Origin of the sequence: Nocardia sp. CDC159 (assembly GCF_023740735.1) — a bacterium.
Lineage (GTDB): Bacteria > Actinomycetota > Actinomycetes > Mycobacteriales > Mycobacteriaceae > Nocardia > Nocardia pulmonis.
Genome location: NZ_JAMRXH010000001.1, coordinates 617,530 through 634,718, shown reverse-complemented (window position 1 = coordinate 634,718; position 17,189 = coordinate 617,530). Strand labels below are relative to the sequence as shown.

At 67.1% G+C, this 17,189-nt stretch carries 20 protein-coding genes; 6 read left to right on the top strand and 14 right to left on the bottom strand.

The annotated features are described in order from the left end of the window. Positions 1 to 8 precede the first annotated feature (8 nt). Together NDR87_RS03110 and NDR87_RS03105 are read right to left on the bottom strand one after the other, a co-directional pair. Entirely contained in the window at positions 9 to 1,517 is a 1,509-nt protein-coding gene (locus tag NDR87_RS03110; protein ID WP_251908876.1) for an APC family permease, read from the bottom strand. A 7-nt stretch (positions 1,518 to 1,524) separates the two neighbouring features. Then, the gene (locus NDR87_RS03105) at positions 1,525 to 2,955 is read right to left on the bottom strand and encodes a gamma-aminobutyraldehyde dehydrogenase (RefSeq protein WP_251908877.1); all 1,431 of its coding nucleotides are present in this window, start codon (positions 2,953 to 2,955) and stop codon (positions 1,525 to 1,527) included. A 229-nt stretch (positions 2,956 to 3,184) separates the two neighbouring features. Here NDR87_RS03105 and NDR87_RS03100 point away from each other — a divergent pair, with 229 nt between their 5' ends. The 3 genes from NDR87_RS03100 to NDR87_RS03090 all read left to right on the top strand — a co-directional run bounded on the left by NDR87_RS03100 (position 3,185) and on the right by NDR87_RS03090 (position 5,764). Further along, the gene (locus NDR87_RS03100; protein WP_251908878.1) at positions 3,185 to 3,661 is read left to right on the top strand and encodes an Lrp/AsnC family transcriptional regulator; all 477 of its coding nucleotides are present in this window, start codon (positions 3,185 to 3,187) and stop codon (positions 3,659 to 3,661) included. Positions 3,662 to 3,837: 176 nt separating this feature from the next. Continuing rightward, the gene (locus NDR87_RS03095) at positions 3,838 to 5,226 is read left to right on the top strand and encodes an aspartate aminotransferase family protein (RefSeq protein ID WP_251908879.1); all 1,389 of its coding nucleotides are present in this window, start codon (positions 3,838 to 3,840) and stop codon (positions 5,224 to 5,226) included. A 94-nt stretch (positions 5,227 to 5,320) separates the two neighbouring features. Continuing rightward, on the top strand, positions 5,321 to 5,764 hold the full coding sequence (locus NDR87_RS03090; protein ID WP_251908880.1) for a GtrA family protein: 444 nt from the start codon (positions 5,321 to 5,323) through the stop codon (positions 5,762 to 5,764). Between the two features lie 85 nt (positions 5,765 to 5,849). Here the strand turns inward: NDR87_RS03090 and NDR87_RS03085 are convergent, their stop codons facing one another. The 5 genes from NDR87_RS03085 to NDR87_RS03065 form a co-directional block, all read right to left on the bottom strand. Beyond that, positions 5,850 to 6,044: a hypothetical protein gene (locus NDR87_RS03085; RefSeq protein WP_251908881.1), complete on the bottom strand. Its 195-nt coding sequence runs from the start codon at positions 6,042 to 6,044 to the stop codon at positions 5,850 to 5,852. A gap of 21 nt (positions 6,045 to 6,065) precedes the next feature. Then, complete coding sequence (locus NDR87_RS03080) at positions 6,066 to 6,887, bottom strand: hypothetical protein (RefSeq protein WP_251908882.1); 822 nt, start codon at positions 6,885 to 6,887, stop codon at positions 6,066 to 6,068. Positions 6,888 to 7,057: 170 nt separating this feature from the next. Next, the gene (locus NDR87_RS03075) at positions 7,058 to 7,783 is read right to left on the bottom strand and encodes a haloacid dehalogenase type II (protein ID WP_251908883.1); all 726 of its coding nucleotides are present in this window, start codon (positions 7,781 to 7,783) and stop codon (positions 7,058 to 7,060) included. Between the two features lie 69 nt (positions 7,784 to 7,852). Beyond that, the gene (locus NDR87_RS03070; RefSeq protein WP_251908884.1) at positions 7,853 to 8,353 is read right to left on the bottom strand and encodes a GNAT family N-acetyltransferase; all 501 of its coding nucleotides are present in this window, start codon (positions 8,351 to 8,353) and stop codon (positions 7,853 to 7,855) included. 8 nt (positions 8,354 to 8,361) lie between these two features. Next, positions 8,362 to 8,958, bottom strand: a complete 597-nt coding sequence (locus NDR87_RS03065; protein ID WP_251908885.1) for a TetR/AcrR family transcriptional regulator — start codon at positions 8,956 to 8,958, stop codon at positions 8,362 to 8,364. A gap of 117 nt (positions 8,959 to 9,075) precedes the next feature. On the opposite strand from NDR87_RS03065, the gene NDR87_RS03060 reads away from it, so the two are divergent. Together NDR87_RS03060 and NDR87_RS03055 are read left to right on the top strand one after the other, a co-directional pair. Continuing rightward, positions 9,076 to 9,921: a CoA transferase gene (locus NDR87_RS03060; RefSeq protein ID WP_251908886.1), complete on the top strand. Its 846-nt coding sequence runs from the start codon at positions 9,076 to 9,078 to the stop codon at positions 9,919 to 9,921. Between the two features lie 6 nt (positions 9,922 to 9,927). Continuing rightward, positions 9,928 to 11,088, top strand: a complete 1,161-nt coding sequence (locus NDR87_RS03055; RefSeq protein WP_251908887.1) for an acyl-CoA dehydrogenase family protein — start codon at positions 9,928 to 9,930, stop codon at positions 11,086 to 11,088. Between the two features lie 54 nt (positions 11,089 to 11,142). Here NDR87_RS03055 and NDR87_RS03050 read toward each other — a convergent pair whose 3' ends face one another. The 4 genes from NDR87_RS03050 to NDR87_RS37635 all read right to left on the bottom strand — a co-directional run bounded on the left by NDR87_RS03050 (position 11,143) and on the right by NDR87_RS37635 (position 14,267). Then, entirely contained in the window at positions 11,143 to 11,847 is a 705-nt protein-coding gene (locus NDR87_RS03050) for a hypothetical protein (RefSeq protein WP_251908888.1), read from the bottom strand. A gap of 3 nt (positions 11,848 to 11,850) precedes the next feature. Then, entirely contained in the window at positions 11,851 to 12,252 is a 402-nt protein-coding gene (locus tag NDR87_RS03045; protein WP_251908889.1) for a M57 family metalloprotease, read from the bottom strand. 767 nt (positions 12,253 to 13,019) lie between these two features. Then, entirely contained in the window at positions 13,020 to 13,313 is a 294-nt protein-coding gene (locus NDR87_RS03040; RefSeq protein WP_251908890.1) for a PepSY domain-containing protein, read from the bottom strand. A gap of 93 nt (positions 13,314 to 13,406) precedes the next feature. Then, positions 13,407 to 14,267, bottom strand: coding sequence for a C1 family peptidase (locus NDR87_RS37635; RefSeq protein WP_251908891.1), 861 nt, complete (start codon positions 14,265 to 14,267; stop codon positions 13,407 to 13,409). A 221-nt stretch (positions 14,268 to 14,488) separates the two neighbouring features. Between NDR87_RS37635 and NDR87_RS03030 the strand changes: the two genes are divergently transcribed. Then, positions 14,489 to 15,163 (top strand): papain-like cysteine protease family protein, encoded by a 675-nt coding sequence (locus NDR87_RS03030; protein WP_251908892.1) that lies wholly within the window; start codon positions 14,489 to 14,491, stop codon positions 15,161 to 15,163. Here NDR87_RS03030 and NDR87_RS03025 read toward each other — a convergent pair. From NDR87_RS03025 to NDR87_RS37130, 3 genes are read right to left on the bottom strand one after another with little or no spacing between them, the layout of a single operon-like run. Next, positions 15,131 to 15,622, bottom strand: coding sequence for a hypothetical protein (locus NDR87_RS03025; protein WP_251908893.1), 492 nt, complete (start codon positions 15,620 to 15,622; stop codon positions 15,131 to 15,133). The genes NDR87_RS03030 and NDR87_RS03025 overlap by 33 nt on opposite strands. A gap of 12 nt (positions 15,623 to 15,634) precedes the next feature. After that, on the bottom strand, positions 15,635 to 16,852 hold the full coding sequence (locus NDR87_RS03020) for a hypothetical protein (protein ID WP_251908894.1): 1,218 nt from the start codon (positions 16,850 to 16,852) through the stop codon (positions 15,635 to 15,637). Between the two features lie 54 nt (positions 16,853 to 16,906). Then, positions 16,907 to 17,041, bottom strand: coding sequence for a hypothetical protein (locus NDR87_RS37130; protein WP_286012945.1), 135 nt, complete (start codon positions 17,039 to 17,041; stop codon positions 16,907 to 16,909). Positions 17,042 to 17,189 lie beyond the last annotated feature (148 nt).

Genomic DNA, 17,189 nt, shown 5'->3' with positions numbered 1-17,189 from the left:
ATGTTCGCTCAATCCTGCTCGGCCGGAATCGGCAACTCGTCGCGGAAGAATGCGGGATGTGCCCGGCGCATCACCAGCATCAGCACCGCGCCCAGCAGCAACATCCCGAAGCCCATGAAGAACACCAGCCCGACGCCGCCGATCGCCGCGCCCGAACCATTGGCGGGATCCATGCTCTCGCGCACCGACACCACGAACACCACCAGCAGCATCGCCCCGCCCAGCAGCGGAAAGATCCGGGTGAGCACCGCCTCGCGCGGCCCGGCCGGGCGCCGCCCGCGCAGCAGCCAAACGCAGGCGAAGGCGGTGATGCCGTAGTACCAGCAGATCATGATCCCCAGTGCCGCAACGGTATCCATGAGCGCGTGCTCCGACAGCAGCGTCACGGTCGTGTAGAACGCGCCGGTGACCACCCCGGCGATCACGGTGCCGTAGGAGGGCACCCGGAAGCGCGGATGCACCGCGGCGAAGCGCTTCGGGAACGCCCCGTACACGCCCATCGCGAGCATGGTCCGCGCGGCGGGCAGGAAGGTGGTCTGCAGGCTGGCCACCGAGGAGGCCAGGATCGCCAGCAGCAACAGCGGTCCGCCCCACCGGCCGAGCACCGGCTCGGCGAGTGCGCCGAAGACATTGTCGGCGTTGGCCGGGTTGCCCAAACCCACCCCGCTGTCGCCGATTCCGGCGTACGCCAGCACCGCCACCGACAGCAGTACATAGGTGCACAGGATCGACAGCACGCACAGCAGTCCGGCCCGGCCGGGCACCCGGCGCGGATCCTTGGACTCCTCGCCGAGCGTCAGGCAGGTGTCCCAGCCCCAGAAGGCGAAGATCGAGCCGGTGACCCCGACGGTGAACGCGCCCAGGGTGAGCCCGGTGAAGGGATTGAACCAGTCCGGCTCGATCCGTGCTCCGGCGGGCGCGTCCGCGGCGCCGACGTGCGCCAGCGCGGTGACGGCGAAGACCACCAGCACGACCATCTGGAATCCGACCAGCGCGTACTGCACGCGCCGACTGGTGGTGATCCCGCGCCCGGCGACGGCCATGCTCACCGCCAGGAAGGTCAGCGTCGACACGATGTCGACGACCTTGTTGTGCCCCAGTTCGGCGAGCTCGGGCCGGTCGAACAGCCGCGCCAGGAACAGGTAGAAGAAGCCGACCGCGATCGAGGCGATATTCGACAGCACGAGGATGCTGGCCATCACCATGCCCCACCCGCACATCCATCCGGCATAGGGCCCGAACGCCCTGGTGGACCACGTGAACGAGGCCCCGCAGTCGGGCATGCGGGAGTTGAGTTCGCGATAGGCGTAGGCGGTGAGGAACATCGGCACGAAACCGGCCAGGAAGATGGCGGGCATCTTCAGCCCGACCGCGGCCACGATCAGGCCGATGCTGGTGGTGAGCGTGTAACCCGGTGCGACGCAGGAGATTCCGAGCACCGCTCCGGCGAGCGTGCCGATCTTGCCCGTCGCCAGACCCTTGTCGAGAAAGTCGGGCGCGGTGGTGGTCTTGCTCATGTTCGCCTCAGTCGTGACAGCTCATCACGTGCTTGACGCGCGTGTACTCCTCGACGCTGTAGGCCGACAGGTCCTTGCCGTATCCGGAGTACTTGAACCCGCCGTGCGGCATCTCGGCCACGAACGGGATGTGGCAGTTGATCCAGACGGCACCGAAATCCAGTGCGCGAGTGAACCGTTCGGCGCGGACGTGGTCGCGGGTCCAGACACTGGCGGCCAGGCCGTAGCGCACGCCGTTGGCCAGGGCGATCGCCTCGTCCTCGGTGCGAAACGGCTGCACGGTCAGCACCGGGCCGAAGGTCTCCTCCTGCACGATCGAATCGTCCTGGCGCACATCGGTGACGACGGTCGGCGCGAGGAAGAAGCCGCGGTCGCCGAGGCGCCCGCCGCCCGTGCGGACCTTGGCGTGCGGCGGCAGCGCGGCCAGTTTGCCCAGCACCGCCTCGAAGTGGTTGCGGTTGTTGAGCGGACCGTAGCCGGTGTCCGGATCGTCCGGCGGGCCGGGGCGCACGGTCTCGGACTTGCGCACCAGGGCGTCCACCAGCTCATCGTGGATCGACTCGTGCACCAGCACCCGGGTCGCGGCGGTGCAGTCCTGACCGGCGTTGAAGTAGGCCGCCTCCGCGATCCGGTCGGCGGCGGTGGGGATGTCGACATCGGGGAAGACCACTGCCGGGGCCTTGCCGCCGAGCTCGAGGTGGGTGCGCTTGAGCTGGCGTGCGGCGGCGCCGGCCACCGCGATTCCGGCGCGCACCGAGCCGGTCACCGAGACCAGCCCTGGAGTGGGATGGCTCACGACGGCCGCGCCCGTGCTCGCATCGCCGAGCACGACATTGAAAACCCCGTCCGGCAGAATGCCTTTCGACAACCGGGCCAGCACCAGGGTGCTTTCGGGGGTGGTGTCGCTGGGCTTGAGCACGACGGTGTTGCCGGCCGCGAGCGCGGGCCCGATCTTCCAGATCGCCATCATGAACGGGTAGTTCCAGGGGGTCACCTGGCCCACGACGCCGATCGGCTCACGCCGCACATAGGAGGTGTAACCGGACATGTACTCACCGGCCGGGCGGCCCTCGAGCATGCGCGCGGCCCCGGCGAAGAACCGTACCTCGTCGGCGCTGACCGCGATCTCCTCGGTGGCGATGATCGCCCGGGGCTGGCCGGTGTTGCGGCACTGGGCCGCCACCAGTTCGTCGGTGTGCGCCTCGATGGCATCGGCCAGCTTCAGCAGCGCGTGCTGGCGCGCACCCGGCGTGGTGCGGCCCCAGGACTCGAAGGCCCGCGCGGCCGCGGCCATGGCGGCGTCGACATCGGCGGGCGTGCCGATCGGCGCCCGTCCGACCACGGTCTCGTCCACGGGGTTCACCAGGTCGATCGTCGCGGTGGCCGAGGACGGCACGAATTCACCGTCGATGTAGTTCTGCAGCGTGGGATCCGGCACGGACTTCACCATCCATCTGTCGAAACGTGATGCGGCTGTTGGTGTTTTGTCAGTCTCGACGACCCGTGCGGCGGTGTCGGTTGCCGAAGTGTATGGTAGCGAGCCGATTTGCAGACACTCTGTAACTCTTGCGAAATCCGCATCGAAAACGATGAAGATAAACGGATTTCGTTGCCGCGACCGCGGGCAAGCGTTGTCTCCGGCCCTCGGGGGCGGCAGGATGGCACGCATGAGTGAGCCCGCATCGGCACGGTCCGCACCCGTGCTCGACGATATCGCCAAGCAGATCATCGCCCAGTTGCAGGAGGACGGGCGGCGGCCGTACGCGGCCATCGGCAAGGCCGTGGGGCTGTCGGAGGCCGCGGTCCGTCAGCGCGTGCAGCGGCTGTCGGATGCGGGGGTGATCCAGATCGTCGCGGTCTCGGATCCCCTGCAGGTGGGGCTGTTTCGGCAGGCCATGATCGCCATCACGGTGGACGGGCCGCTGCGGCCGGTGTCGGACGCGCTGGCGGCGATGGACGAGATCACCTACGTGGTGGAGTGCGCCGGGCGCTACGACGTGCTGTGCGAGGCGGTGTGCGGTGACGACAAGGAGTTGCTGGATCTTGTCTCCAACCGGTTGCGCACGCTGCCCGGGGTGGCGCGCGCCGAGATCATGATGTACCTCGAGTTGCGCAAGCAGACCTATCAGTGGGGTGCTCGGTAGCCGACTGCGGAATCCGTAGGCAGATGCGCCAAAGGCATCATTTTTCGCGGCGAAGCCACAGATTGGGCAACGGATTCGGTTGCGATATCGGGATGCGGTGTGGCATAACCGAGGCGTCGGCGTCCCCGCCGGACAGTGCGCCGGGGCGTCGGCGTCGTCTCGTCCCGAGGAGCCGCATGACCGAGATCATCGAACTACGCCCCAGCAAGGCCCAGCGCGACGCGCGCGTCGTGCGCGACAATCTGTTCCTGCACTTCACCTCGCACACCGGGATGACCGGCGACGACGTCCCGGTGATCGTGCGTGGCGAGGGCGCCTACGTCTGGGACTCGCACGGCAGGCGCTATTTGGACGGTCTGGCAGGGCTTTTCGCTGTGCAGGTCGGTCACGGCCGCACCGAACTGGCCACCGCCGCGGCCCGTCAGATGCAGGAGCTGGCCTACTTTCCGCTGTGGGGCTACGCGCATCCGACCGCGATCGAACTGGCCGAGCGGCTGGCCGCGGCCGCGCCGGGGGATCTCAATCGGGTGTTTTTCACCGTCAGCGGTGGCGAATCCGTCGAGACCGCATGGAAACTCATTCGCCAGTACTTCAAGGCGACCGGAAAACCCACCAAGCACAAGGTGATCAGCCGTTCGATGGCCTATCACGGCACCTCCATGGGCGCACTCTCCATTACCGGAATCCCCGGTGCCAAGGCCGATTTCGAGCCGCTGGTGCCCAGCACCCAGCGCGTGCCGCACACCAACTTCTACCGCGCCACCGAGCACGCCGAGGACTACGAGGCCTATGGCCGCTGGGCCGCGGACCGGATCGAGGAGGCGATCGTGTTCGAGGGCGCGGACACGGTGGCCGCGGTGTTCCTCGAGCCGGTGCAGAACACCGGCGGATGTTTCGTGCCGCCGCCCGGCTATTTCCAGCGGGTGCGCGAGATCTGCGATCGCCACGACGTGCTACTCGTCTCCGACGAGGTGATCTGCGCCTTCGGGCGACTGGGCTATGAGTTCGGCGCCGACCGATTCGGCTACCGGCCCGACATCATCACCACCGCCAAGGGGTTGACCTCCGGCTACGCGCCGCTGGGCGCGGTGCTGATCAGCGACCGGATCATGGAGCCGTTCCGCAACGGTCAGACCTTCCTGCACGGCTCGACCTACGGCGGGCATCCGGTGTCGTGCGCGGTGGCGTTGGCCAATCTGGACATCGTCGAGCAGGAGGGGCTCTACGAGCACGTGCGCGCCAACGAGCACGCCTTCCGTACCACCCTGGAGAAGCTGCACGATCTGCCGATCGTGGGCGATGTGCGCGGCACCGGATTCTTCTACGCGGTCGAGTTGGTCAAGGACAAGGCGACCAAGGAGCGGTTCACCGACGCCGACGCCACTCGCATCCTGAAAGGCCACGTCTCCCATGCCCTGTTCGAGGCCGGACTGCACTGCCGCGCCGACGACCGCGCCGAGCCGGTCATCCAGCTGGCCCCGCCGCTGATCTGCGAGCAGACCCAGTTCGATGAGATGGAACAGGCGCTGCGGCACGCCCTCACCAGTGCGTGGGCGCTGATCTGACCCCGGGCGTTCGCCCGCCGATCACCGTGCCGACACCCGCCGCTGGCAGGTTGGCCGGGTGCGGGCCGAAGCGAGGGCCGGTCGGGTGCGGCCGGTGGAACAGTTCCATCGCTGGTGCGAATGGGTGGTCTCCCGGCTGCCGTTCGGACTGGCGAAGATCGTCGCGCCGACCTTCCTCGGCTTCGTCCTGATCAACAGCGCCACCTTCGGGTTCGATCTGCTGCTGCTCACGCTGCTGCGCACCGGCCTGGGCGTGCCGCTGCCGATCGCCGTGACGGTGGCCTACGCGTGCGCGTTCGCGCTGAGCTATGCGGCCAACCGCACGCTGAACTTTCGCTCGCACGCCCCGGTGGGCCCGCAGTTCGCGGTGTATGTCGTGGTGGTCGTGATCAACTACCTGGCGTTCATCCTCGGCGTCTCCACCGCCCTGTCGGCCCTCGGGGTGGACTATCGCCTCGCCCGCTTCCTCGCCGGGGGCTGTGAGGCGGTGTACATGTACTGCGCGATGCGCTGGGTGGTGTTCCGGAACGCGCGCTGAGCCGGGCCGGTCGGCAGCGGTCCGCGAAGACGGCGGCTTGCACGCGGCCGCAGGCGCAGCGCGCGCTCGACGCGACCGGCGGGGCCTAGGGGCGGTCGGGATGCACCGGCGGCAGTCCGAAGCGGGAAAAGACGTGTTCGGGCGGGAAATGGGCGAGCTCGTGAATGCGGTTGCCGGACAAGGTGAGCGCGAGCAGGCGGGTGGCGCGGAAGGCCGTCTCGCCCGCGTGCCGGGCATAGCAGGCGAGGCCGGGTTGAGCGTTGGCGCGAGTCGGAATCATTCACCATCGTCGACGGGCGGATCACCGCGAGCCGGTTCCTGTTCGACCGGTTGCCGTTCCAGGCGAGCTGATGCCGAACATGTAGATCGCGCGTTCGGTGAATCCGTCCGCGCCCAGCCGGGATGCGAGCAATTCGTCGTGGAAGGCCGCGGACTGCCATGCGGCCAAGCCCAGGGCCGTGGCGGTCACGGCGAAGGTATGGGCGCGGTGGACGGCCTCCGAGACCGCGATGCGGTGGGGGCGGTGGTATCTCGTGGGCGGGACGGCCGCGGTCACGAAGCATGCGAACGCAGTGGCGGACCGTTCCCCCGCGCCCAGCGACACCTCGTGCAGGGCGGTGCGGTCGAAGGGGCGGGGGAGGGGTTGGAGTACCTGTGCTTCGGGGCGGTAGCGGTAGAGGCCCGGATGCGCGCCGGGTACGTCGAAAACGGCTACGTAGGAACGCAATTGGTAAGAGGTGCCGCTCGGCGCGGGCGCGAAGGTCCAGTGCAGCAGTGCGGCGAGGGTGTGGGCGTCGCATCCGGGTCGGTCGTGCTGGGTCGAGCATCGGGCAGTCTCGTCGTAGCGTCCCCACGCCCGGCGGAACAGCTGTTCGCCGTCGTCGTCCTCGCCGTGCAGCAGGCCGGCCTCGACCAGGGCCTCGATGACGGCGAGGACGTGACCGGGGGAGTGGTCGGGGATGCTGCGCACGACCCGCTCGGCCTCGCGCCAGTCGCCGAATCCGCCCAGCACCCGGGCCGCGAGGGGTTCGAGCGCCACGAAATTCCGTCGTCGGTAATTCGCGGCGGTCAATTCGTTGCCGTGCCAATGGAATACCACGTCGTGGGAGCGCCGGTAACGCATGGGTCGCATCCTTTCCTCCACCACCGAATTCTGGACACCGACCGGTCACCGTGGCCATCTTTTTGGCGTACGCCGAAACGTTGCGGTACCAATTTCGTAAAGTGAAGGGGGGCAATGTGATTCGACGTGGAAGAGTCGCGCCGACTCGCACTCCCGTCCCCGGCGGCGAATCAGCAGCCGAGCAGATCCGCCAGGGCGTTGAAATCGCCCGCGGCCAGATCGCTTTCGGTATCCGCGGCGCGATCGGCCGCGCGCCGCGGACCCTTCTCGCGCGGGCGTTCGACGAATGCGGTGCGCAGGCCCGCGGCCCGAGCGCCGTCGATGTCCCAGCCGTGGCAGGCGACCATGAGCACCTCGGCGGGTTCGACGTCGAGCAGTCGCGCGGCCGTGCGGTACACCTCCGGGCCGGGCTTGTAGGAGCGGGCCAGCTCGGCCGATACGATGCAGTCGAATGGCAGTTCGGCGGCCTTGACCAGCCGGGTCAGCAGCGCGAAGCCGCCGTTGGACAGGGCGGCCAGCGTATAACGCCGCCGCAGCCGGGCCAGCCCCGCGGCGGCCTCGGGCCAGGCGGGCAGCAGATGCCAGGCGCGAACCAGCCGCGCCCGCGCCGCGTCGTCGAACTTCCCGGCGACTCCGTGCGATTCGAGCAGCGCGTCCAGCGATTCCCGGTGCAGGGTGTCCAGATACGCCCACTCCCGCTCGCCCTCGCGAACCCGCCGCATCGCGGGCAGATACATGTCCCGCCACTCATTGGTGAACATCCCGGCGTCCAGCTCGACCTCGACGCCCGCGAACACCCCCGCCGCCTGCGCGGCGACCCCGCCGTACCAGTCCACCGTGGTGCCGAAAATGTCACAGGCGATCACCCGCACACCCTCGGGATCGAATCCGGCCACCTCGTTCTCCCATCACCGCCGAGCCCGCCCCAATCACCGTACCGGCGGGGTGGGCGAGCCCGTACCCCGCTACCACCCCTCATTTCCCGGGGCGCGGCCGTCCAGGACGAGCAGGACGTATTCGTCGTCGCCGACCCATTCCGAGCCGGTCCGGCGAAAGCCGTTCTTCTCCAGCACCTTCACCGAGCCGGTATTGCCCGCGAACGGATCGGCCCACAGCGGCCGGGTGGTCTCGATCCGCAAAAACAATGCGAGCATGGCGCTTCCGACGCCGCGGCCCCAGTATCGTCGCCCCAACCAGTAGCCGAGGTAGCGTCGATCGCCCTTCCACCAGGCCGCGACATTGCCCGCGATCTCGTCGCCGACGGTGACGGTTCGTGTCAACACGGTCGGGTCGGCGAGTACCCGATCGGTCCAATGACTCAGGAACGCCGCACGATCGCGCGGGGTGAACCGGGACCGGCGCGCGGCCTCCGGGTCCTGCTCGTAGTCGAAGAACGTCGGCAGATCGGTCGGTTCGACCGCGCGCAGCCGGACCGGTGCCGATCCGCCGCCGTCGATGAAACTCATTGAGTCAGTTAATCATTGATCTCTTGTACGGTGATCGATAATCGGGGCTTGTGCGGATCGGTGGGCCCGGCGACGCGGTGCCAGACCGCATCGATCATCGGGGCGAGAAGTAGTTCGCCGAACTGGCGGACCAGGACCTCCACGATCTGCGTGGATTCGCGGCGGGTGGTGGAGGCCAAGCCGGTTTCGCGCAGGGTGGCGACCTCGCGACGGGTCAGTTCCACCAGGGCCTCGAGCAGGCGCATTCGGGTTTCGGCGGGTTCGAGGACGCTGCGGCGGACGTAGTTCACGACGGCCGGATTGTCGGCGAGCATGCGGCGGACGGCCTCGTCGCGGGCGGCGGCGACCTCGGCGGGGGTGCCGGTGGGCGGGATCGAGGCGACCGCGGCGGCGAAATAGTCGACCACCAGTTGGTCGACGGCCTCGATCAGCCCGGCCTTGGTCTTGAAGTGATGCTGGACCAGCCCGAGCGTGACGCCCGCCTCGGCGGCGACCGCGCGCAGCGAGACCCGGGACTCGCCGTACTGGGCGAACAGGTCCATCGCGGCGTTGCGAATGCGCGCCCGCGCGGTCAGATCGTCGTTGGTCGCTCGTGGATTCAGCATCGCCCCTCGGCTCGTCATGGGATTCCGAGTGATTCTACGTGCCGTAGTAGTACCTGGTCGGACGCCCGGCCGACGCTACGGTTGACCTAATGACTATACAACCGTATCGTTCGCTGCATGGAGGTACCAACGACGCGACCCCTGACGGGTATCGAGGTCGTCTCGCTGGCGGTGAATCTGCCCGGCCCGCTGGCCGCCGCGCGACTGGCCGAACTGGGCGCGACCGTCACCAAGGTGGAACCGCCCGCCGGTGATCCGCTCGCCGCCGCCGCCCCCGATTGGTACGCCGAACTGGTGGCCAGCCAGCGAGTGGTCACGCTGAATGTGAAGGGGGAGGGTGACCGGGCCGAACTCGATCGGCTGCTGGCGACCGCGAATCTGCTGCTCACCTCGATGCGCCCGACCGCGCTGGCCCGGCTGGGATTGGCGCGGCCGCAGGAACGTTTCCCCCGGCTGTCGCTGATCGAGATCGTCGGACACGAGGACGATCCGGAAATCCCGGGCCACGATCTGAACTATCAGGCGGTGCACGGCACACTGACCCCGCCGCAGCTGCCGACCGTGCCGATCGCCGACGTCCTCGGCGCCGAGCGGGCGGTCGCCACCGCCCTGGCCGCACTCGTCGCACGGTCGAAAACCGGTGCGGGACAGTCGTATCGGGTGGCGCTGGAACGGGCCGCCGCCTGGGCGGGCCAGGCCGTGCGGCACCGGCTGACCGGTGTCGGAGCCGTGCTCGGCGGCGCCTTCCCCGGCTATGGCATCTACGAATGCGCCGACGGTTTCGTGGCCCTGGGCGCGATCGAACCGCATTTCTTCACCGGCGCCCTGGCGGTCTTCGGCGTCGACGGCAGCCACGAGGGCTTCGCGAAGGCGTTCGCCGATCGGACCATTGCCGAACTCGAGGCGATCGCCGCCCGAGAAGACCTGCCGCTCAACGGCATTCGAACCGACTCCGGAAGGTAGCCACCGATGTCCGCACTGTTCCCCGACTACCGCCCGACCTGGGAGACCGATCAGCACCGCGAGCTGCGCAAGCATGCCGCCGAATTCTTCCGCAAGGAGATCGCGCCGAATCGGGAACGCTGGTCGGCCCAGCACATGGTCGATCGCGAATTCTGGAACAAGGCCGGTGACGCCGGTCTGCTCGGCCTGGATCTGCCGGAGGAATTCGGCGGCGCGGGCGGGGATTTCGGGCTGCAGGCGGTGGTGCAGGAGGAGCTGGTCTACGCCCACGACAACGGCTTCGGCTTCTCGGTGCACTCGCCGATCGTGTCGCACTACATCTGGAAGTACGGCAACGACGAGCAGCGCGCCAAGTGGCTGCCGGGCATCATCAGCGGTGAGCTGGTCCTGGCCATCGCCATGACCGAGCCGGGCACCGGATCGGATCTGCAATCGGTGCGCACCACCGCGATCCGCGAGGGTGATCACTACGTCATCAACGGCTCGAAGACGTTCATCTCCAACGGAACCCACTGCGATCTGCTGGTGATCGTCGCCAAGACCGACCCGTCCCAGGGCGCGGCGGGGGTCTCGCTGATCGTGGCCGAGACGAAGGATCTGCCCGGCTTCGAGCGCGGGCGGGTGCTGGCGAAGATGGGCCAGCACGCGCAGGACACCCGCGAGCTGTTCTTCTCCGATATGCGCGTGCCGGTGGCGAATCTGCTCGGCGCGCAGGAGGGTCTGGGCTTCTACCAGCTCATGGAGCAGTTGGCCCGGGAGCGGCTGATCATCGCCAGCCTGTGCTCGGCGCTGGCCGAGGCGGCGGTGCTGGAGGCGCTGCGGTATTCCCGCGAGCGGGAGGCGTTCGGGCGCCCGATCGGCAAGTTCCAGCACAACGCCTTCACCCTCGCCGAGGTGAAGACCGAGGCGCTGGCCATCAAAACCTTGGTCGACTACGCGATCGCGCAGTACATCGACGGCAAGAACGACCCGGCCACCGCCTCGATGGCCAAACTGTTCGCCGCCGAAACCGCAGACAAGGTCGTGGACCGCTGCCTGCAACTATTCGGCGGCTACGGCTACATGATGGAGTACCCGATCGCCCACATGTACACCGGCTCCCGCGTGAACCGCATCTACGGCGGCACCAGCGAGATCATGAAGGAGATCATCTCGCGTAGCTTGTAACTCGCCTGATAGGAAACGGCTTCGCCGCGCCGAAACACTTCGCGCCCAGTGGCTTCAGCGCCCAGCCGTCGTCGACGGTGACATGGAGGGAGTGCGTGGCGCGGTGTCCGGTGATGGTGGGGTAATGGGTGCGGATGGGGGTGGTGTCGAGGGAGTCACTGGCGTCTCAGGCTCGCGTTTGTCTCCGAGCGGTACCTGGTTGGTGATGGAGTCCCGCATTCTCCGAACGATTTCCGGTTCGGAACTACGGGTGCGCAATGACGACTCCACTGCCTGGAGCTCCGCTGGGGTCAATTCGACGTCCCCGATGCGGGGGGCCACGGTGTACCAGTTCTTCTCGGCTAGATATCTGGTTGCGAAAAGATAGCTCTTACCGACAGAGATCATTTGATCGTTGTAGACGAGCACGAGTTCGCCCTTGCCCGCGACATATCCACCTTGCTGGTTGACCGTGACGGACTCGGTTGGATTCCCCTTCAATGTCTCGACGACCTTGACTCGGAACTGTGTTTCGGGCAGTGCGGGCATACGGGAATCCGTGCCGGATTTCTCCATGACGGTCCCGACGAAGACCGCATCCGCCCAGCCTGCGAGCTGGCGCTGGTCACCAGGGTCGAATGCCCAGGAAGGCTCGACCACCCTGGTTTGCACTCCCGGGTCGAAGGTGTTCGGGGTCGGCCCGCACGCCGTGAGTACTGTGCATGCCGCCGCTGACATGAGGACAGCTGCGGCCGCCTTCCAGATCGGTTGTGTGTTCATTGGCTATCCCCACAGTTGGCGGTACGAGTCGATGTCGATCGGGCCGAGCTTGGTGTTGTCGTCGGTATAGGCGGTCATCATCTGGTACTGGCAGCTGTGGTTGAGTCCCAGCGCGTGTCCGAACTCGTGGGTCGCGACGTGCTGGTTCTCTGCCGCACTGTTCTTGTCCATGAAGTGCGTGTTGAACCACACCCCGTCGTGGGTGCCCCCTATGGTGTACAGCCCTTCCCAGGAAACATCCGATTTGGAAATGTCGGTGACTTCGAGATCTTCTTCGGTGCCAGCGGGGATATCGTTGGTGAGTTTGATGCGTCCCAAGCCGTTCCAGGTGCCGATGGCGGTATCCACGGCCGAGGTGTATTTGGATTTCGATTTTATTGTCATCCGCCGGTAGGCGGCGTCCACCGAGTTGTTCTTATCGGTCAAGGAGCCGGTATTCCACGTGATCCAACCCTTTTCGAAATACTGGCAACGGCCGACGTAGCCGCCCCGGTTTCCGATGCACCCGCGGGATCGACAGCGAGCACGGTGATTGTCGCGAGGACGGCGACGGTCCGGACGATGCCGGTCCATCGCCGTCGAGTGCGTCCCTGCTGCTGTTGGCTGGATCTCATGATGCCCTCCTCATCGCCCCTCTTCGACAGAGGTCCCTCTCCATGGCGCTGAATCCCTACTGCCGCAGGAGAATTGACTATCGGACCATGCTAAGGCGCGCCCTTTCGGGCGGTGGTCGAATCCGCCCAACAAAAAGAGTGTGTCAGATGAACTGTGGGGCAACAGAATTGGGCAAAGTCGCCCATGTGGGCGTTTCATTCGGTGGGTACAGCCGGCCAAGGCGACGCGAAACTCGCGACTGAGGGGTTCGAGGTGATGCGGATGCGTGCCTGATACCGGCGTGGGAGAAGTATCCGGGACAGTGATGGCTCGAAGTCGGTTGCGGCCGTGGTCGGGGAGCCGCCCGGACATGAGCGCGAATGATCACGGAGGCATCGATTTCGAGGCCATCCGGACGCCTCGGTTCAGGGCCGGAGCATCGGCGCATACGGGGTCGAGCCGGTCCCCGATCGGCCCCGCCCACCTACGGCGCGACCGGTGCGATCCTGGTCGGCACGGTGCTCGACGGACGGGAACGCACCGGTGGCCGCGATCATCGAGTGGATCTGGTCGAGTGATCAGTCGCTGTCGCGGTCGATCGACAGCACCGTGCCGGTGCGGGCGTCGACCTGGGCCTCGTAGGCGCCGCCGTCGCGGGTCCTGATGTCGACCTCCCACTTGGGTGTGCCGTCGGAGGTGTCGATCTCCACCGATTCCACCGTCGCACCCATCAGGGTCTGGCGAGCGAGGTCGAGGGCCTCCTGATCGGTGACCGGTTCGGCGCTGGCCAGCGCGCCGCCGCTCGCGATCAGGCCCGCCGCCAGCGCGCCGCCGACGGCCAGTCGGGCGGTGGATCGATTGGTGAACGCCATGATTGAACCTCCTCGTGTCGGTACTGCTCGGAACCTCACTTGCCAGGGGACTACCACCTGATCTGTGAGGTATGCGAGCCTTATCGCCATCGATCAGGCCGGAATCAGGCGGCCCATCGAATGGATTTCGTTGACGTCGCCGCCGATGATGAACGACCAGGGGGCGGTGAAGAAGCCGTTCTTGCCCCAGCCGCTTCCCCAGGAGTTCTCCAGGGTCACGCCCTTGGCGTCGTAGGCGATGATGGTGACCTCGTGGCCGCCCAGGATTCGCTCGCCGGGGGAGGGGTCGTAGTTGGAATTGTTCGCGTCCAGGTCCTGGAAGCTTTCCCGGACATCGAATCCGATCGGGACGGGCAGGCCCGCGGCAATGGCCTTCTTGATGTTGGTGACGATATCGCCCTTGGTGAGATCCTTGGCGCCGGAGAGCTTGAAGTGCGCGGCGTTGGCGCGTTCGGCGGCGTCGGGCTGGGTGGTGTAGTCGAAATCGCCCTGCCAGTAATCGGATTTGGTGTCGATGCCCTGCTGCTGTTCCAGCGGCAGCGCCACCCCGGCGTAGGTGCCGGTGTCGTTGCCCTGGGCGATCTGGGAGTAGATGAACATGGGCGCCTGCGGCCCGCCGCCGATCTGCTGCTCGTTCATCAGCACGCCGTAGCCGGTATAACCGGTCGCCCAGGTGACGCACGAGCCGACCGGGCCCTGATCGCCCGCGGGCAGGGCGTATTGCTGTAGCGAGTACGACGCCGGAGGTGCGCCGACCGCGCCGACCTGCACCGGCAGCGTGGTCCCCACGCTGGTGTCCCGGTCCAGGCTCGCGCGGGCGGCCCCGCGATCGAGCCCGAACGCGTGGTGCTTGGTCTCGGGGGCGGGGGCGGGGGCGGCGTGCGCGGTGGCGGCCGAGACCAGACCGAGTCCCATCGCGAATGCCAGTGCGGCGGACAAGCGTTGATACTGCACGGTTCCTCCTGCGCGGAACAGGTCCGAAAAGCGGCCCGTAGAAAGCGAACAAGTGCTTCCGAATGGAATGACTCGAAAGTGTGACACACGCCGGATGTCCGGTCAATGAAAAAGTCCCGCCGAATCTTTGGGTCGAGGGTCGCTGTGACTTTTCCCGTTCGAGTTGCGGCCGTATCGAATCCGGGTATAACGTCCGAAAGAATTCGCGGGAAGGACGAGGCGTGGGGTTGAAGCGGAAACTCGTATGCTGCCTCGCGGCGGTAATGCTGGCCCCCGCGGTCAACGGCGTCGCGGCCGCCGATCCCGCCCCGCCCGCGCCCGGCCGATCGAACGGTCTGGTTGTCACACCGGAACTTCCGCGGGTTCCCGAGCCCCGCTCGGGCGTCTTCGGCGCGCGGACCCTGCCATATCTGCAGCAGATACAGCGCGCCGACCAATGGTGCTGGGCGGCCGACGGATCATCGATCGCCACCTATCTGCACCGCCCGATCACCCAGACCGACTACTGCAAGCTGGTGCACGGCAGCGACGCCGGGGGCGGTTGTCCCGATCGCTCCGCCTCGCTGGAACAGATCGCGTCGGCCTTCCGCGCCATCGGCTTCGACGCCGCCGTGGGCGCACCCCTGTCGATGGCCAAGGTCGTCGACGAGATCGCGGCGAACCGCCCGATCCTCACCGGCATCGCCTGGACCGCCGGTGGCGGGCATGCGCAGGTGATCTACGGTTACGACGTGGACGCGAACACCGTCACCTACGGCGACCCCTGGCCCACGTCACGGCGCAGCGTCACCCAGCGGATCGACTCCTACACCCAGAACCCCGACTGGATCTGGTTCGGCGAGGATTATGGCATCGCGCCGCGCTCAGCGGCCGTCGCTGGCGTGGGCGGGCTGTAACGCCGAGATTTGGCTCAGCGAGTAGCCCATCTCCTCGTGCAGGAATCGGACCATCGTCCACCATCGCGCGCCCTCGGCATCGAAGTCGCCGAATCGGCCGCAGTACAGCGGAATCCAGCGCAGCGACTGCTCGAGCATCGCCTCGCGGGACTGCCGCTGACCGTAGTCGCCGTAGGAGATCGAGCGATGGTGGATGAAATGCCCTCCGGGAAGCCGGTTTTCGCACAGGTCGAGGTATTCGCGGGTCTGCAGGATCAGATAGTGCCAGACCTCGTCGATCTGCTGTTCGACCGGCAGGAACAGCCCGCCCAGCTCGCCGGGGTGGGCCGAGACCAGCGTGAGGTAGCGGACGGCCTCGCGGACCTGCACGCGGGCGGTGTCCTCGTCGGTCTCGTTGTGGTGCTGGGTGTATCGGACCGTTTCCTCATAGAGGTCGCCGAGTACGTCACGTTCGGTCATCTGCATGCTCCTTCAGCGCACCAGCCAGGCATATTTTCCGGAGGGCCCGATCGGGATGTGCTCCCGGTGGGCGGCGGTCACGACCAGTCGCGTGCGATCCGACGCGGCGGTGCCGAGCGCCTTGGCCGCGGCGCGATCCAGCGGTGAGCCGTCGAAGGTGGTGTAGGCCAGCACGGCCTCGGAACCCTGCACGCGCAGCTGGTAGACGAAGATGCGCGGATCGGTCTCGGCTACCACATCGTCGAGTTCGGCCTGTGAGGTGATCGCGCCGTCGGTGACGAGCAGTTCCTTCTCGCGGCCGCAGAAGCGCGCGATCTGGTCCGGATCGCCCGAGCCGTCGTGGGTGTGCACGCAGTCGCCGGTGTTGTAGCGCAGCAGCGGCATGTAAGGATTGCGGATACTCGACACCACCAGGCTGTGGATGCCGCGGCTGCCGGGAATCGGCTGCAACTCCACCTCCATGCCGTCCAGGTGGGGACGGTAGCGCCCGGCGGTGTCGCCGTAGTAGAGGTAGCCCAGTTCGGTGCTGCCGAACAGCTCGACGACCGGGCAGTTCAGCCGGTCGAGCAGATAGCGCCGGACGTTGCGCGGGGTGAACTCGTAGCCATGGATCGCGCTGACCGGATGGGACAGCCGCTCGCCCGCTGCGCGCAGCAGGTACACCGCGTGGTACGACGAGCAGTCCAGATGGTAACGGCCGCCGCCCTTTTCGTGGCGGACCAGATCGATCTCGGCGAGCATCCGGTCGACGGCGGCGGCCGACCAGAGCGCGGGGTCGAGCTCCTGATTGACGTAACAGGTGCGCTCGTCGAGCCAGCGCCGCGCGATGTCGGTGGGGTCGCCGCCGCGGGACTCGTTGACCCGGGCCACATGATCGGTGGCCAGGCGGGTTGTCACCGACACCCGGGGGACCCCGGCGGCGAAGGTGTGGCCGATCTCGGGATGGTCGCGCCAGACCGCGTAGTAGGTCTTCAGCAGGAACAGCGGCGGCCGGATCAGCTGCATCCGGGCGTGATTGGTGCCGGTGGACCAGACGTACTGTGCCGCACCGGAATCCAATGCGGAGCGGACGCGGGGGGTCAGGAACGACTCCGGAAACGACTGCGCCAGATCGGCCTTGGTGATGATCGGGTACGAGTTGAGCGCGGCCTGATCGCGGTAGAAGGGGATGTCGCGGGTCGCCTCGACGAAGGCGGCCGGGAGCGGGCGGGCGGCGGGAAGTGTCTGCATGATGAGATCGCGAGCGAGGCCGGACCGCCGCGACGGCCCGGCCCGCGGGTCGCGCTAGGAGATGCAGCCGGCCTTGGAGATGCAACCCGACTTGGAGATGCAGCCGTCCTTGGCGGACGCCGACGAATTCGCCGCCACCCACTTCTCCCAGTTCGAGTCCTGAGCCAAGACCTTGATCACGTCGTTCATGAAGCATCCTCTGATCGAAGCGGACTTACGGGTTCGAGGGTAAAGGATAAGTAAAGCTGCGCCAAGGGGTTGCGCGATTTCTTTCAATCCATAAGGGGTGCAATCGATTCGAGCGCGTCAGCCGCCGCCGTACCGGGCGCGACCACAG

Coding starts and splice junctions, on each gene's coding strand:
- NDR87_RS03085 (WP_251908881.1), bottom strand. CDS start 6,044: ATGATTCCGACTCGCGCCAACGCTCAACCCGGCCTCGCCTGCTATGCC.
- NDR87_RS03060 (WP_251908886.1), top strand. CDS start 9,076: ATGGAGGTACCAACGACGCGACCCCTGACGGGTATCGAGGTCGTCTCG.
- NDR87_RS37130 (WP_286012945.1), bottom strand. CDS start 17,041: ATGAACGACGTGATCAAGGTCTTGGCTCAGGACTCGAACTGGGAGAAG.
- NDR87_RS03040 (WP_251908890.1), bottom strand. CDS start 13,313: ATGGCGTTCACCAATCGATCCACCGCCCGACTGGCCGTCGGCGGCGCG.
- NDR87_RS03055 (WP_251908887.1), top strand. CDS start 9,928: ATGTCCGCACTGTTCCCCGACTACCGCCCGACCTGGGAGACCGATCAG.
- NDR87_RS03025 (WP_251908893.1), bottom strand. CDS start 15,622: ATGACCGAACGTGACGTACTCGGCGACCTCTATGAGGAAACGGTCCGA.
- NDR87_RS03065 (WP_251908885.1), bottom strand. CDS start 8,958: ATGCTGAATCCACGAGCGACCAACGACGATCTGACCGCGCGGGCGCGC.
- NDR87_RS03070 (WP_251908884.1), bottom strand. CDS start 8,353: ATGAGTTTCATCGACGGCGGCGGATCGGCACCGGTCCGGCTGCGCGCG.
- NDR87_RS03050 (WP_251908888.1), bottom strand. CDS start 11,847: ATGAACACACAACCGATCTGGAAGGCGGCCGCAGCTGTCCTCATGTCA.
- NDR87_RS03080 (WP_251908882.1), bottom strand. CDS start 6,887: ATGCGTTACCGGCGCTCCCACGACGTGGTATTCCATTGGCACGGCAAC.
- NDR87_RS03020 (WP_251908894.1), bottom strand. CDS start 16,852: ATGCAGACACTTCCCGCCGCCCGCCCGCTCCCGGCCGCCTTCGTCGAG.
- NDR87_RS03095 (WP_251908879.1), top strand. CDS start 3,838: ATGACCGAGATCATCGAACTACGCCCCAGCAAGGCCCAGCGCGACGCG.
- NDR87_RS03100 (WP_251908878.1), top strand. CDS start 3,185: ATGAGTGAGCCCGCATCGGCACGGTCCGCACCCGTGCTCGACGATATC.
- NDR87_RS03110 (WP_251908876.1), bottom strand. CDS start 1,517: ATGAGCAAGACCACCACCGCGCCCGACTTTCTCGACAAGGGTCTGGCG.